Below are 15,574 nucleotides of genomic sequence, written 5' to 3'. Positions count from 1 at the left end.
GCTCCTTTCCCAGACTTGCCTTTTTTACTTCAGTCCATCAAAAAAGTCTAGTTCCGAGGATTCATTCTCATAGGCGAACAGCCTTTTGTGACCCAGCAGCAATTGCTCATCACGGCGGGCCACAGGCAGGACATGGAAACCCCAATGCGAATGATCCGCGAACACGAAGAACTTTGTCTCCCCGTTCATAATGGAATCCGTATCGTCCTGCGGAATCTTCGTACCAAAGCGGGACTGGATGTCCTCATAGACCACCTGCTCGTAATTCTCCTTACGATTGACGTATACGCATTTTTGCCGCAGGGTCCCGTCGCTGCCGCTTACATACAGCTCGACCTCGGCCGTCTCGAACGGCCGGGAAATGCTGCCGGGCAGACCGTCACTCCGCTCGAGACTGTTAATCAATACCTTCTGCCGGAGGTTGTGGGAATACGCGCTGACCGTATAAGGAATGACCGCCGCCTCATGGGTGATTTCCGCCTGAATTGCCCCCGTCTTTCTGGCACTGAGATAGCGGATCGCTCCCCGCAGGCATGCCAGCTTCAGATCAGGAACACGGCCTTCCGCCGGTTTCTGGCGGAATTCTATACTGCGCCCAGGTACGAACTCCTTCAGCGCTTCCCGGAAGACATCAATCCGGCAGGACTGGCCCGTCAGCTTAATCATCGAATACTGGCCAAGCCTTCCCTCCCGGTAGAACTCCTCCAGGAACTTGCGGACCACATCATAAATATCCGCCTTGATGAGCTGGGTGATCTCCTTGATGTTAAAGACCACATCCGGAAATTCAAATTCATCACGGAGTTCGCCGTTCCGCACCACGGACAGGAACCAGCGCTCCATCGTGGTAATCTGCAAATCGCTGTCCTGTCCGTCCTCAATGGCGGAGTGGAATCGGTTGCGTAGCATGCCGGTCTTGCGGAAGAATTGCTGCTTCATCTCTTCAGCAATCTCCCAGAGGAAATGGAAATTTCCGCGGACCCGCAAATATTCGTCCCGTGAACGATGTTCCCGGTGGGCGTAGGCCGTAGGAATAATCTGCTCCGCCTCCAAATACCGGCGGTCGAGCTCCGCATATACACTCTGGACTCCCGCTTCATCGACCTGGCGGAACACATCTGCCCCCGGTGCTGCAATCAGGCTGTCAATATCGGTTGCGGCCCGCCGTCCGGAGTAATAATCCGCGAAGACAATCTTCATGAACTGCATAATTCTGTAAGTGATATTATTGCCGCCGAAATTGGTATCCCCATTCTCGTAGGTGGTGTGGATGTCCAGCTTGTAAGCAATCTGTCCGTCTTCCACAGTAAAGCGGCAGGAGGAAAGGTCGGTTGTGCCCCCGCCGCAATCAATTACCAGAGCTTGATACGGCACGCCCTCCATAAAGGCATTGCGTTCGATACCGTCGGCAATCGTGTTGTAGAGCACTGACATTCCTTCATCGAGGGAATGCTCGCTCTCAATTTCATATTCGGGCAGAATCTCGCTGAACATCTCAAGGAACTGGGCCTTCATCTTCACAGGAGCGGACAGATGCAGCCGTTTGAACCTGCATTTGAACTGGTGCTCCGCCGTCAGAATTACATGTTCAAGGTAGGCGCGCACAATATCCAGACGCGTCACTACAGCTGCATTGCCCTGGGCATCTACTACTTCCTCCTGTTTACTGTAATCGCTAATCCAACGCTTGATGCCGCGGAAGACACTGGCCCGGCTGCTATAGCCCCCCCTGCGCATGCTCTTCAGCGCTTCATATCCGAATTCGTACAGGATATTGCCGGGTTCCGAGCAATCAGCGATGCTGACTGCTGTCGGGAGCACTTCAATCCAGTCCGTATTCTTAAAGGTTGTATCCGGAAAAGTCACATAATTAATCTCCTCCAGGCGGACACGTCCGTTCAGCAGGTCCTGGCTGCTGGGTTCCTGAATATAGCCTCTATGCAAATAAGCACCCGCCGTCGTATTGGAGGTGCCAAAATCGATGGCAAGCACGGCTTGCGTCTGTTCCAGCTCACGGATGTCGAGATGGGCTAGCGGAATTTTGGTATATTGAATGTTAACAGGCGGCAGCGGCTTGTCTGAATAATAAATCTTGTACAAATACTCCGAGTCACGCTTGCGGAAAAACAATAGACTGTACTGGCGGTTCCTGCTTCTCTCCCATCTCGCTCCACTGTCGGCGGTTAAGTAGAAGGTGCCCGGCACGGCTTCATCCTGCTCCAGATTGAAAATCCCGCACAGCTCCATACTTTCGTTCACCAGCAGTACATTGGAGTCCGTAAGCCCTCCCGCTGCAGTAACGATATAGCGGTCCAGCCTGTCCACCTTAAGCCCTTCGTACAGAATCAGACGGGCGGGAACACTAATCCCGCCATCACTGCTTAGCGGCGAGGTCATATGGCGGTGGATCGCCTGCTGAATCCGTTCGAACCCGCCCTTATGCACACGGCCGATACACAGTACATCATCCGCTCCCAGAAATTTCAGGATAATCCGGATCAACTCTTCGCGGTCCGTCTGCGGACCCAGCCCTTCTACCATCCGTTCTTTGTAGCAAATGTTGCGAAGCTGAAAGGTCGTCATGTCCATAAGCTCTGCCCGCGTATATCGGGTGGTTCCCCGAATGCGTTCACGGCTCGCAGCGTCAGGATGCAACCTGTATGTATAACCGTTCATGTTCGTAACCTCCTAGGCGGCTGCTCCCGCAGCATCTGAATCTGCCCTCTCTTCTTGCTCCTTTAATACATGGCAATGCAATCCTGAACCATCGTGTGATCCACGTCGATAATGCCGAAATGGCGTTTCCAGTAAATCTCCGTTTCGAAGCGTACCGGTAAAAAAAGCTCCAAAATCAGTTCCAGCTTCTCCCTTGTCTCCGGGCGCTCTTCCTCACCAATGTAGAGCAGCAATTCGTCCTTATCCTCACAATTCGCATATAATGTGGAACGCGGGAACATCCGGACCAGCAGTTCCCGCAGAAGATGCACCGCTTCGCCGGTATCGAACAGCCGTAGAACATGCCCGGCGATGACTTCCTGCTCTTCCCGTCCAAACAGCTTCAGCCGCTGCCGAATCCGTTCTCCGAAGACTCCCTCCTGCATTTCCCGCAGTGTGAAGCGGATTTGATATTCCCGTTTGTTCATCCCCTGCATCAGGTCCAATTCAGCCAGGAAATGAATGATCAGATCGAATAAAGTCTCACGCAGTTCGGAATCCTCAGCGTTGTTAGGATCGAACAAGTCTCTGAAAATATCGTAAAAACGATAATACGGGTTCACCTCAACCTCCTGCTCCACAGCAGCCGCATTGAGATCGGTATGGCTCAGCTCCATATAAGGTGAATACACCTTCGCCGGAACAAAGTGAATGTCGCTCCTCTTCATTCCCGCCCGCCCCGACCGAACCAGCAGATCCCAAATATAGTTCATACCCAGGCTCCTTCACAGCGGTACTCCGGAAAGACCAGTTGAACTTCAGAGACGAGGAAGCTGAGCACATCGTCACTTAGATAGGATCCGGCAAGTGACCGATCCCTGGCCACAGCTCTGAACAGAAGGCGCATCCGGTACTTATCCGTCTGTACGCGGACCTGGTCGCTGACGAAGTTGTTCAGTTCATAAGTCAGCGGAATCTCCTGTCCCGGCGGCAGAATCTTGACATCCTCCAGTTCTACCTCCCGCGAAACCTCAAATGCCCCGGTCAAACGGGCAATGCCACCTTTGGACCGAACCGGACTGCCGGCCTGCCGGACATATCTGCCGATATACCCTTCTTGTCTGCGGTTCGACAAAAGAGGATAATGCATCCGGCCAATTCCAGAATTCATGGGCCTCGTCACCTTCAGCATGGTCCAGGAATCCGATTTATCCAGCGGAGATACAACTGTAATCTCTTCCTCCGAGCGTTTAATATAACGGATATTTGCTTCCTCGCCATCTACAAGATATCCGTGTTCTGTGCCTGTTCTTCTTAGCGGCAGCACATGCTCGTAATTCACCCGGTCAGCCGCCGGAACGGGAAAGCCGCCGATCTTCATCTCCATTCTCTGAATATTCCAGATCGGCACCAGATTCATATGTTTATACGGTTCCAATTCCTCCAACTGTATGGAAATCTGCTTCACCGTCTCCTGGTTGTCCCACTCCGAACCGCAGGATATCAGGATGCAGTCCATAAATTTGTAGGCATAAGGGATGTGGACTGTTTTCCACGGCAGGCTGTTTTTACGGAATATCCGGTACAGTTCTTCAATGCGTTCGGTGTACATTGAGCTCTGCTTCAGCCGGACTGTTATCTCATACCGGCCTCCGCTGGTGATCATCTCACCCTTGAACTGGCGCTTGCTCCGGGTAAGCGAGCGAATCTGTGAGGTATCGCACTGGAGGAACAGCGTACATAACTTCATTTCCTCCTGCTTCGATAAGGCAGCCGCAACTTCCGCCAGATTGATAAACTGCGGCTCTGAATCGCCTGGGACCATGGGGTACAGGAATTCATGCAGTGGATCAAGCTCTTCGCGGGGACAGAGTGACGCATACACATCATGCCGCACCTCCTCCGGCTCCAGTTCATTGAAGACGCGCTCCTCAATTTGCCGGTTCAGCGTCTCCTGATATTCCACCAGATTCAGAAATAAACCAGTCATTACATCCTTCAGCATCCGGCGCTGCTCCAGATCCTCCATCTTGTTCAGACGGTCACGAATGATATCTTTCATGGCTGCACCTCCTCTTCAGCGGATTTCTGGACCGTTTCCTCTTTTGGCAGCGCGGCATCTACGCCGCTGCCCGGTTCTGTGCCCGCTGCACCTTTTGCGGCACTTTCCTCTAAACCCTTACCAGCTTCATTATTACTTGAATTTCCTGTGATATTTCCGTTGTTATCCGTACTTTCATCTGGAGTCACCAGAGGCAAACCCATACTTCCCGTAAGGTCTGCAGTTCCGGCAGCATTCGGATCTACAGCAGGTACAGGCGGGTTCAATTTCTCTTCCAGCTTGGAGATCTTGCGTTCCATTGCCAGTACCCGTTCCAGCATATCAATACTCTGATAGACCTCTTGCGCCGCTGCGTAAGCATCGAGCGCCCCGCTGTAATCAGCGGCTTCATTGTAACGGTCGCCCTTGGCTTCCAGCTTATCAGCCTGGAGCTGACTTACTTGCCGCTCCACATCCGATTTTTTGGCTTCCGCCGTTTCCAGCTTGGTTGTAATTTCGGCAAGAGCCTCTTTATAAGCGTTCTCCGTGGCGGAGGACCGCGCCCGCAGGTACAGCGTAATGGCTCCGCTGGAGTCCCCGTTCTGGAATTTGAGATCTGCTTCCCGAAGCCAGTCCTGTACCTTCTGGAAGGCGTTCATCTGTCCCAGTCTGTCCTCAATCGCCTGCCGCTTGAAGATACTGTACGGCTCCGAAAGTTCCAGCGCTTTGGTATAGCTCGCTTTGGCTTTTACAATATCCCCCTCCTTGAGGTGGGCTTCGCCGTCAACCAGCTTTTGCGCAGCCGCCATTTTGTCTGTCAGCAGCTTTTTATGAATCCGGTCCTTGAGCTTGATCGAGTTGTTGCGGCCCAGACTATAGTCGGATACTGCCTTGCCATACTCCTGCTCTGTAACATACACGTCAGCACTCTGTTCATACTGGAGCATATCGGCAGCTAATTCGGCCTTCTTAGCCGCACTTTTGACCTTATAGAAGATCCCGGCGCCACCTACCAGAAGCACCGTCAATAGAATAATAAGAATGCGTTTGATCCATTTCTTGCGGTTCTTCGGCTCTTCCTGATAGGTCTTATTAGCGTAGATACATGCTGCCGTATAATTGTCTATCCGCATCCGCTGTTTGCTGAGCATGACTTCCTCAAGCGTATCCGCCAGCATGACCGGATCATTAGCCGCCTGGACAGAATCAATCATCTCCGCATCCTCGACAGCCTGCCACAACCCGGAGGTGCACATCACCAGCACATCGCCATCTGCCAGCGGAATCTTCCCGGAGACATAAGGCTTCAGCTTGCCCGGCATCCCGGCATATTGCAGCAGATTGCCACGCTCATCATTCGTATCGATCTTGTCCTCGGCAATTTGTCCTTCGTCTGCCATCTGCTGGGCAAGGCTGTGGTCCCGGCTTTTCAAGATCAGGCGCTCCCCGCGAAAATGATAAAGTCTCGCATTCCCGGCCGATGCCCATACCATCTTCGTATAATCCGTCACCACAATTAGTATACTGGCCTTCAGACGGACTCTTCGGCTCTCATAATGCAGCCACTCATGGGCAATCCGGATGTAATCGGTCAAACGCCGCCGGGAGAGGGTGGGTTTCTCCAAAAAGCTCTCCAGAATCGTCTGCACAATCATTTCGGCACTGTGAGCCTCTTCATCTGAATCCAATCCGTCGGCAATGATATAACAGGCCTTATCCTCCAGCTCAACGCACCCGAAAAAATCCCGGTTAGTCATAAAAGAACCCGATTCGGAGACGAAACTCATTAAAAAATCGCTGTTCTCCTTCCTCATGCGTATCCCCATTTCCCGTATTGATGATTTATGCTATGTACCCGGCGGGACATCTCCTGTTCTACCAACGCCTCTCCACAATAATGACTGTAGCGTTATCCTGATGTACAAGCCTTTTCTCCTCTATCAAATCAATCATGGCCTGAGCAGCATCATAGGGTGACAGCGGCCGGGACAGTATCGTCTCCATTTCCATTTCCGTGAGCGTGTTGTATACCCCGTCGCTGCACAGCATAATCTTGTCTCCCTTATACAGCTGAAAAGGTTCTTCTGCCAGCTCCATGCTCCTGAAATTCTCGGACCCGAGATAATTGACCAGAGTCTTGCGCTGCGGATTGCCTAGCGCCTCCGACTCGGTAATCTCACCGGACAGATACTGTTCCTGCAGCGTATTCTCCAGCGTATGCTTATGGTTAACCGGAATCAGAATACCGCCGCGGTATACGAACAACAGGCTGTCCCCTACCGCCCCCCAGTAGAGCATACTACTGCGGATCAGCGCCGCTACCAGCGTGGTCCCTCCCTGCACTCCGTGCAACTGGTTCATGATCTCTCCATTGGCGTTCATTGCCGCATCACCGAAGAATTCCGGCGGATCGGGGAAGCGCTCCAGTTCCCGAAATTCTTTGACAAAAGTATGGACGGCCGCCGTACTGGCCACCCTTCCCCCGCTCAAACCGCTAATTCCATCCGCAAGCACAGCCAGCAATCCGAAAGGCATATTGACCGTCGCAAAATAGTCATCCTGCTCTTCACGCGCACCGATCGTCTGGCCGTTCCCGATTCCGTCCCCGGAACCGGTGCCAGCCTTCGGCATCTTTTGAATACGATGCCTGAACATAATCAGCGGCCAGATCAGCAATATCCAGACAACAATCATCCAGTATGGGGTCAATGCACTATCATCCAGCAGTTGCTTCAGCGTATTCATTGCTGCTGCTCCCATTCAAAGTGAACACCGCACAGGGGAACAAAAATAAACTTGCTTCGTCCCAGCTGAATAACATCATAAGCAGCCAGCTCTACCGGGGAATATACCGCCTCGTTATTGTGATAGGCAAGTCCGGAAGCATCACCGGGCAGCAAGTAGAAATTGCGTTTCTTCGGATCATAGACAATCACCGCATGATTGCGTCTGGAGATCGTATTGTCACCCAGAATGCGCACATGCATCTCTTCCGAGCGGCCGATAAAATTCTTCTCCGCCATAATCCGGTAGTCCTGTCCCATTTGTGCCCCTTCAATACAGACCAGCCAACCCGTCACCGGTTCAATTCCGGTAGCCTCTCCCAAATACGGCATCGTTCTGTCATCTTCGGAAGGACGGGACGCCATAGCAATGGCTGCTCCCTTGCTGCCGGACGGAGCCGGGCTCTCCACGGTAAGATTACAGTAAGGACACGTGTTGCCGTGTCTTCTTGTGCTGAACATATGTCCGTTAGCGCATCTTGTCAGACTCATTCGCTCTCATACCCCCGCATGTGTTGTTCATTTCACCAGAATCCTCGTGTTGGCAATATAAATTAAGTCCCCCGCCTCAAGCAGGCTGGGTTCCTCGATTTCCAATTTAACTGCTTTGCTCTGATTGCTTTTCCGTATACCCACACCGCTGGAGGATTCAATATCCTCTATGTACCATTTGCCGGATGCTTTGTTCAGCACAGCATGCTGGGCGCTGATCAGAGAAGCATAAGGTGTATCTGACAGATCTATATCCGCTTCACCGTGCCTTGAGCTTTTGCCGATCAGAACACTTGTCTCGCCTTCTATGTACCATTCCTTTACACTTTCACCGTCTTCACTCAGCAGCACCAGCTTTACAACCTTGCTGCCGGGTTTGACCTTATTCTGCACCTTGATCTTCTTGGGTCTTGTTCTGACTGCAATTATGACTACTGACAACAAAAGGATTGCTGCCGCAACCACCTGTGCCCCCCTAACCTTTGCAACCACAAATATGTAATAGAATATTACAGCCGAGATGGCTGTTATCAATAGATCCAGCACCAGGGTCCAGACCGACCTTCCTTGTTTCACTCCCATAACCTCCGCCTTACCGGGCTACGCCCCAGAATGACTGCCGGATCACTTCTTTCGGATTCCAAAATAGCGCTCAAACAGCTCCGATGACTCCATACTTTTTGCTGGCTCAGAGCGTTTGGGGATGCTCCGGTCACTCTCCTTTTTCGGCTGGAAACCAAAAAAACGTTCGAACTGCTCTTCCATATTTCCCGGATCAAAACTGACCCGCTCCTTGCCTGCGGATGGCTTCTCCGGCGGCTCTCCGGATGCCCGGGTTGTACGCGACTGCGACTGATAAGCCGTCCTTGACTCTTCATTACCTAGTACCTTATAGGCCTCATGAACCTGCTTAAACCGCTCGGCGGCCTGCGGATCTCCTCCGTTCGTATCGGGATGATACTTTTTGGCCAGCTTCCGGTAAGCTTGCTTCACTTCGGCGGATGATGCATTTGGGGCAATACCAAGCACTTCATAATAATCTGTCAAACGCCTCACCGCTTCCCGTTACGATTTAGAGATAAATAAACATTAAGAGGCGCATAAAGGCCCCTTAATGTTCTGAACATCAGGCAGACACAGCCAGCCCGATGTCCCAGTCCGATTACCTAATATTAGGCCGAGAATCCGCCATCGATTTTGGTAAGTTCGGTTTTGTCTTTCTTTTGTTTGATGTACAGTGTGAACTCACCAACACCTTCGGTGTCCCCGTAACGTTCTGTGTAATCCACAACGAATGCGTTAGGGAAATGGATCTTGCGCACTACTTGGTCTGCTGCAATAACTTCAAGCGTTACTTTGCGGTAGCAGTCCGCTTTTTCAGCAGGAACAATAGACCAGAGCGCCAGCTTGATGGTGTCATCTGCATTATCGCCGTCAGTAGCCGTGATAATTTTACCAGTGATGCGCAGGGTTGCTCCAACATCGGTCGATCTTGCGTTTGAATCATCCGGAGTGTCCGTGTCGTACACAACAGAACGAATATTGTCCATTCCCAGTTCGATTGTTTCTGCACCTTCAACTTTTAAAATAAAACCCATAAATAAAAAACCTCCTCGAAAAATAGTGTTGAAATATGTATAAAGGCTAGCTCGGATGAACAAGCCTCTGATACCTTAATAAGTTCTGTAATATAATCTTTTATCGTTGTTATATGAATGATTAAGCCTTAACAGTGCTGGTTCCCTTGGTTATCATGACCTCAAGATTCTTCACATTGCCGTTGAAGACCAGATCTATATGGCACAGGTTGCTCTTCTCGTCGATAATATAGCTCATATCATCGCCTTCTTGAATGATCGAGTTAACCGATCCGCGTTTGCCCAACCAGCGGCTCTTCTGGCTGCTCGGATTGTTGCTGAAGAACTTCACTATGTTCTCATGCTTGAAATCTCCGGTCTGGAAGCGCAGGAAACGTTCGATATAGGTACTCACCTGTGTTTTGTAAATGGAATCATATCCGTCCTCTGACATAGCCATACTTCTCGATTTATATACGGTAATCCGTTTGATATCCGTATCCTGAAGCTGTGCGTTCTCAGAGGAGAAAATAAATCCGAAGTTCTTGCGGTTAATGGAGTCCTTGATTGTATTCGTGAACCCCGAGATTTCCTTGGTCATCGTTGTTACGGAGCGCAGACTGTTGTCTCCCGCTTCGATATCGAAGCGTACTCCCGGAAATTCCCGGTTTACATTCTTAAAGTTGCTTCTCAGATATTCAGGACATTGATAAGCAGCTACAATACCAGCGGCAACATAAGCGGCTCCGATATAGACACCCTCGATCCAAAGCTTCAGAATGTCTTCTTTATCCTTGGACAATTCCACACCGTTCTCGGTCTGCAGCATTCTGCTGTCAATGATAACTCCGGACTTCTCCTTAGGAATCACCGTGAAATTCGGTGCACTCGGGATCGCAAATTCACTGTATTCCTTCCGTGTCAATCCTGCACATTTGTCAATGTACTTGTCGATTCCGGCAGTAGCCATACTGCTGAATGTAGTGTCCTCGCCGGACTCGAAGCTGAAGAACAACTGCACCTTGTAGTCCTTGATGACTTGGAGCAGCATTGTAAGTGATTCCATGCTGTTGCCATCCTGCTTGACCACTTTGTCGTTTCCGCGAAAACGTTCCCGGCTAACTTTGACCTTGCCGGTTGTCTCTAGCTCAACGGAAGGAACAATCCCGTACCAGATCGTATCGGAGAATTCATTTTTCGAGTTCACTGTGTTCAAATATGTCTCCAGCCGCGGGATATTGCTGCTCTTCACGAGCATATCCAGCTTGCTGTTGGCAATCAGCATCGAAGGCTGCATCCCTTTGTTTTTAACCGCATACTGGTCGAAGAACATCTTAACACCCAGTATTTTTTCCACTAACGGCTTAACCGTCTTGACGAAATCATCTTTGGCATTCTTATAGAATTCCAGGTATGTATTGTAATTCTGTACTTCCAGTGCGGCGTTGACTTCAGCCCGGACCGCCGGAAGCGGACAGAATGTGCGTACTACCAGGTCCTGCACATAAGTAGACGGAGATTCTGACAAAGAGCCGTAATCTTCAGCAAATACCTGTGTGAGATCTGTATTCGTGCTTTCATCCAGAAGCATGAGGTCGGTACTGTCACTCTTGGGAGCCTCGATGATCTTCAGTTCACCGCTCTCGCCGATGGTAAGCTGGCCTACTTGAATCAATTCGGAAGATGTATCCTCCTGCGCCCGGCCGAGCAGCAGCCGAGTCTTGATATCCTCGATGGCCAGCGGCAGCATAGCCATGACATTGTTATAGTTGCGGCTGGCTTCCTCGAACATAATATTCAGTTTATCGCCGACATCCAGTTTTTTGGGATCTCCGTCATCCAGCTTGTCGTACTGGCCGTACATGTAGTGAATCTCTTTGCGGACCTGGCGGATATCATCCATAACCTTCTTTGGAGAGATCATGTCCAGCAAATTTTCAAATTTGAAATCAACATTCGTAATCCCTTGGCTTCTTTTCGTATCGATCAGTGTGAACAACATTCGCAGGAAGTCATTGCTCTGATCAATCTTAATCTCCGAAATGGTATCATCCGGAATGCCTTCAGGCTTCTTAAGCGTATACATTACTTTCTGGTTCGCCGCATTAAAAAAGGAGTAAATGCTCGGTGAAAACTTGTCGAGGAACTCATCAAAATTGTGCACAAGAAGATGCTCATTAATCTCTTTGATCTTATCGTCACTCAAGCTGTCGATACCTTTTACATCCCCGACGATGGTGATCAAATCGAGCTTTTCCGGGTTGATTTCCTCAAAAAGCAAGGTTCGGTTCGTTTGATTGATAATGTCCATTCAGGCAGCATCCCATGTTAAAAAAGGCTCATGAGGATGCCTTCCCCCCTCCATTATTTTCTGTTACCCGGCATGCATTCGTGAGTCTTTGGTTACACCATTCGACTAAATACTGCCATTTGAAGCGATATTTTTTAGATTCATGGGACCCATCTTAACCAGTAAAGATAATTTTTGTCAATATAAAGGCATATAGTTCCATTTAATCATTTTTATGACTAACTAGACTAAAAGGACTATTTTGTAATTTTTCCTTATTTTCCCTCAATGAGCCACCGATGATAACCTTATCCCAGCATTTTATGGAGCTGCATCAATAACTTTAGGCCTAAACAGATACAAGGGGGGATTCCGCAGCTTATGTACTTTAGATCACTCAGGAAAATTGTAGTAGTGATAATACTGATTTCAGGTTGCTTGGCAGGAAACGGCGGGACTTCCAGCTACGCATCATCCGGCAAGAACAATTCCGCTTCGGCAGGAGGTCTGGATGCCATGTTTGTGCTGGATGTCAGCTACTCCATGAATCAGACGGACAAGGACCGGATAGCCGATGAAGTTATCCGCATGTTCATGGATATGAGCGGGGGGCAAAAAACCAGGCTGGGCTTCGTGGCCTACAACGACCGGATCACCTCTTCTGTCCCGCTCACGGATATTACGTCTTCCGGCGCACGACAGCAATTACGGAGCAAGATCGACAGCTTGAAGCGGACTGGCTACACAGATCTTGGCCTTGGACTGCGGCGCGGCGCTGAACTGCTGGCGAAATCCCGGGCAAACGGTAGACAACCCTTCCTCATCCTTCTCTCCGACGGAGAGACCGATATTGGGAACAACTCCGGTAGACGGACTTTTGCTGATTCTGCAAATGATGTGGACAAAGTTATTAACATGGCCCGAAAGTCAGGATACCCGATTTACACCGTTGGCCTTAATAATGGAGGCAAGGTCAATTCAAGTGAATTGGAGCGGATCTCAAGTGAGACGGGCGGTACCTCTTTTATTACCGGAAGTGCAGACGATTTGCCTGAAATATTTAACCAGATCTTTGCCAGTCAGATTCAATCCGTACTTACATCCGTAGCAGCCGTTACAGCAAATGGCTCCCTTCAGGAAATCACAGTGGAGATTCCAAACTCCAGCATGGCTGACGCCAATATTATCATGTTGTCGGAGCATCCGGTAACGGAGGCCCAGCTCTATTACAAATCAAGCAATGTAAGCTTCATTCAATCGGATAAATACTCGTTGATGAAAATCGTCAAGCCGGTTAAAGGCAATTTCGTGCTGAAATTCCGCGGACATGCCGGTGATCTTGTCAAAATCAATCTGCTTGGAAATTACAATATGCGTGCCGAAGCCGCTATATCCGGCGGACAAAAGGTGCTCAAAGGACAAGCTACCGTCTTCGAGGCTGCACTATACGGAATAAACGACCGTTCTAAAGTTCAGGATACCGATATTTACAATCGGCTAAAAGCAGAACTGATCGTAACACCCAAAGAAGGCAAAGTTGAACGGATTCCACTAACCAATACGGGAAGCGGCTTTAAGGGCACCTACATATTTCCTAAATCAAATACATACCAATACCATATCCGTGTAGACGGTTCGGATTTCTACAGAGAAGGCAAGACTGCAGTCATCGAGATTAACAATCTGCCGCCGGTCGCTTTGAATAAATCCATTGATTTATCCAAGGATGACGGAGCTGTTAAGCTTGACTTAACCAGCTACTTCGAAGATCCTAATAAGGATTCGCTTACTTATACCGTGGATACAGAACAAGGAGATCGGAGCCTGGCTCAAGCAGACATCAAAGATGGACAACTCTTATTGTCTTCGCTGCATTCAGGAAAGTCCTATCTCTCAGTAACAGCCACAGATGATGAAGGCGCCAAAGTAACCGCCCGAATCCCTGTACATATCACTTCCATGGTGGAAAAGATGCTGCGTATTGGCGTACTCTCCGTACTGTTGCTGATCGCTGTTGGACTGCTGTACTGGTTCGTGCTGCGGCCAAAGCCAGTATTTCGCGGCAGACTGGAAGGTTATTTCCTAAGTACTGCAAGCGGTACGGATATTCCTGTGACCCACTGGCCGATGACCTCGTTTCAACAGCGCAGGATGAATCTGGCTGAATTGCTTAACATGATGGAGATCCGGGAACATGTTCCGGAAGCAGGGAATATCTGGTTCAAAGCCGGCAAGAATGAAACCTTGATCGTCCGGCATGATTCCCGCTGCACCGTCGTACATGGGCGAACCCCTGTGGAGCGTGGCAAGCAGGAAGTCCTTGAATACAACGACCGGCTCTATATTACGTTCGAAGATGGTCTGACGGAGATTGAGATTCGTTATAAGGCCATTAAGCCAAAAACTAATATTTATGTAGGCCAGCAGAGGGATTCGGAAGTTATATAAGCTGTGGAGAATAACCGGGGATTCCGTGCGAGAGCTGCTTCCAGGCAAAAGAAAAGTGACCCTCAAGTCAGGATCACTACCGGTTACCGTATGGGACAACCTTTAGAGGTTGTCCTATTTCTTTCCGGACGACAGATCCATCGCTGCCTTCCCAAGTACTGCTGTACCTTTCCACTTCCATAGAAAAGACTGAACTTGCAGTGCCCTCCTGAACTTGGCGAGTGACGGGCAACGCTGTTCCTGGCGCATGGCCAGTCCCCAATGAACGGTTCGCGACAGCCAGCGGCTGACTTCCGGATTCTTGGTCCTAACCGCAGGAATTTGTTCATCGAACAAGCGCAGCTTCACATCGGCAGGTGCTTCACCACAGAAGCAATAATGTAATAACGCAGCCAGACTGAATATATCAGACATCTCATTATGAGGTGACAATTCAGAGTAAAGCTCCAAGGGAGAGTAGCATGCTGATGTAAAGATTGTCTGCTTCTCCCCTTCCTTAAGCGGAAGCCGGACTGCAGACCCAAAATCAATAAGCTTCGGAGTGCCATCTTCCATAATCATAATATTGGAGGGCTTAATATCCCGGTGAATAATGCCTTGAGTATGTATGTATTCCAGCGTCTCCACCAACGGTAGTAAGGTATGATTGATGAATAACGCGCGGTCAACCGCTCCACGTGCACTCAGCCACTTATCCAGAGATGTTCCCTGGCAGTATTCCATAATAATATATCCTGTCCCGTTAGCTTCCAGATGAGCAAGATACTTCAGAAGATGAGGATGCTTCAATTCAGAAAGAAGCTCCGCCTCTTGCATAAACGAATGCAGAAGCTCATCATATTTGTCCAGACTATTCCCCAATCGAATTTCAACCGTACGCTTATCAGCTTTTCGCCGGGCCAGCACCGCCGGATAAAACTCCTTAATTGCGACTGGTTTTCCCGTCTCCTTTTCCCTTCCCAAATAGACGATTCCAAGCTCACTGCGTGATATTACTTTTTTGATCTGATAGACGCCATTCAGCAATGTGTTACGCGGCAAGGCAGAAGCATTTGATTTTCCGTCCACAGCCAGCCCTCTCTTTTGTTAGAATTCTATTAGACTGCATGCAAATCGAGTGAATATGAATATTGCATTATTCGTATATGATGTTTATCGACCGCTGTTGCTCAATTTTTTAATCAGTCACCAAAAAAATATAAAAATGTTGTCAAAAATCTCTACCGGACAAGTCACATATATATTTATACCTTTTTACATGCCATTCTTGCAATCTTTTTCTCCTTTG

General features: G+C 49.5%; 12 protein-coding genes. 1 reads left to right on the top strand and 11 read right to left on the bottom strand.

Annotated features, from left to right (window positions below; translation table 11 throughout):
* Positions 1–24: 24 nt before the first annotated feature.
* The 10 genes from NST07_RS10505 to NST07_RS10460 form a co-directional block, all read right to left on the bottom strand.
* Positions 25–2,676, bottom strand: coding sequence for a molecular chaperone (locus NST07_RS10505; protein ID WP_341378052.1), 2,652 nt, complete (start codon positions 2,674–2,676; stop codon positions 25–27).
* A 62-nt stretch (positions 2,677–2,738) separates the two neighbouring features.
* Positions 2,739–3,428 carry an iron-dependent peroxidase gene (locus NST07_RS10500; RefSeq protein ID WP_341378051.1) on the bottom strand — a complete coding sequence of 230 codons (690 nt, stop codon included), beginning with the start codon at positions 3,426–3,428 and terminating at the stop codon, positions 2,739–2,741.
* The gene (locus tag NST07_RS10495; protein ID WP_341378050.1) at positions 3,425–4,717 is read right to left on the bottom strand and encodes a normocyte-binding protein; all 1,293 of its coding nucleotides are present in this window, start codon (positions 4,715–4,717) and stop codon (positions 3,425–3,427) included. Before NST07_RS10495 ends, NST07_RS10500 begins: the two co-directional genes overlap by 4 nt.
* Positions 4,714–6,483 (bottom strand): serine/threonine protein phosphatase, encoded by a 1,770-nt coding sequence (locus tag NST07_RS10490; protein WP_342481493.1) that lies wholly within the window; start codon positions 6,481–6,483, stop codon positions 4,714–4,716. Before NST07_RS10490 ends, NST07_RS10495 begins: the two co-directional genes overlap by 4 nt.
* A gap of 88 nt (positions 6,484–6,571) precedes the next feature.
* Positions 6,572–7,441 carry a protein phosphatase 2C domain-containing protein gene (locus tag NST07_RS10485; protein ID WP_076110616.1) on the bottom strand — a complete coding sequence of 290 codons (870 nt, stop codon included), beginning with the start codon at positions 7,439–7,441 and terminating at the stop codon, positions 6,572–6,574.
* Positions 7,438–7,971 (bottom strand): FHA domain-containing protein, encoded by a 534-nt coding sequence (locus NST07_RS10480; protein ID WP_038589064.1) that lies wholly within the window; start codon positions 7,969–7,971, stop codon positions 7,438–7,440. The genes NST07_RS10485 and NST07_RS10480 overlap by 4 nt, the downstream gene beginning before the upstream one ends.
* A gap of 27 nt (positions 7,972–7,998) precedes the next feature.
* Entirely contained in the window at positions 7,999–8,547 is a 549-nt protein-coding gene (locus tag NST07_RS10475) for an FHA domain-containing protein (protein WP_341091520.1), read from the bottom strand.
* A gap of 48 nt (positions 8,548–8,595) precedes the next feature.
* Positions 8,596–9,018, bottom strand: a complete 423-nt coding sequence (locus NST07_RS10470; protein WP_341091518.1) for a DnaJ domain-containing protein — start codon at positions 9,016–9,018, stop codon at positions 8,596–8,598.
* Positions 9,019–9,143: 125 nt separating this feature from the next.
* Positions 9,144–9,569: a hypothetical protein gene (locus NST07_RS10465; RefSeq protein WP_038589056.1), complete on the bottom strand. Its 426-nt coding sequence runs from the start codon at positions 9,567–9,569 to the stop codon at positions 9,144–9,146.
* 121 nt (positions 9,570–9,690) lie between these two features.
* Complete coding sequence (locus tag NST07_RS10460; RefSeq protein ID WP_341091517.1) at positions 9,691–11,859, bottom strand: transcriptional regulator; 2,169 nt, start codon at positions 11,857–11,859, stop codon at positions 9,691–9,693.
* Positions 11,860–12,276: 417 nt separating this feature from the next.
* Here NST07_RS10460 and NST07_RS10455 point away from each other — a divergent pair, with 417 nt between their 5' ends.
* Complete coding sequence (locus tag NST07_RS10455) at positions 12,277–14,286, top strand: VWA domain-containing protein (RefSeq protein ID WP_342481492.1); 2,010 nt, start codon at positions 12,277–12,279, stop codon at positions 14,284–14,286.
* A 114-nt stretch (positions 14,287–14,400) separates the two neighbouring features.
* On the opposite strand, the gene NST07_RS10450 is transcribed toward NST07_RS10455, so the two are convergent.
* Positions 14,401–15,354, bottom strand: coding sequence for a serine/threonine-protein kinase (locus NST07_RS10450; RefSeq protein WP_341378047.1), 954 nt, complete (start codon positions 15,352–15,354; stop codon positions 14,401–14,403).
* Positions 15,355–15,574: the final 220 nt, after the last annotated feature.

Origin of the sequence: Paenibacillus sp. FSL L8-0340 (genome assembly GCF_038593145.1) — a bacterium.
Lineage (GTDB): Bacteria > Bacillota > Bacilli > Paenibacillales > Paenibacillaceae > Paenibacillus_AQ.
The sequence above is the reverse complement of the archived record's forward strand: the minus strand, read 5'-3'. Positions and strand labels throughout refer to the sequence as shown.

Excerpts from the sequence above, each read along its gene's own strand:
- NST07_RS10505 (WP_341378052.1), bottom strand. The coding sequence starts at position 2,676 with ATGAACGGTTATACATACAGGTTGCATCCTGACGCTGCGAGCCGTGAA.
- NST07_RS10500 (WP_341378051.1), bottom strand. The coding sequence starts at position 3,428 with ATGAACTATATTTGGGATCTGCTGGTTCGGTCGGGGCGGGCGGGAATG.
- NST07_RS10495 (WP_341378050.1), bottom strand. The coding sequence starts at position 4,717 with ATGAAAGATATCATTCGTGACCGTCTGAACAAGATGGAGGATCTGGAG.
- NST07_RS10490 (WP_342481493.1), bottom strand. The coding sequence starts at position 6,483 with ATGAGTTTCGTCTCCGAATCGGGTTCTTTTATGACTAACCGGGATTTT.
- NST07_RS10485 (WP_076110616.1), bottom strand. The coding sequence starts at position 7,441 with ATGAATACGCTGAAGCAACTGCTGGATGATAGTGCATTGACCCCATAC.
- NST07_RS10480 (WP_038589064.1), bottom strand. The coding sequence starts at position 7,971 with ATGAGTCTGACAAGATGCGCTAACGGACATATGTTCAGCACAAGAAGA.
- NST07_RS10465 (WP_038589056.1), bottom strand. The coding sequence starts at position 9,569 with ATGGGTTTTATTTTAAAAGTTGAAGGTGCAGAAACAATCGAACTGGGA.
- NST07_RS10460 (WP_341091517.1), bottom strand. The coding sequence starts at position 11,859 with ATGGACATTATCAATCAAACGAACCGAACCTTGCTTTTTGAGGAAATC.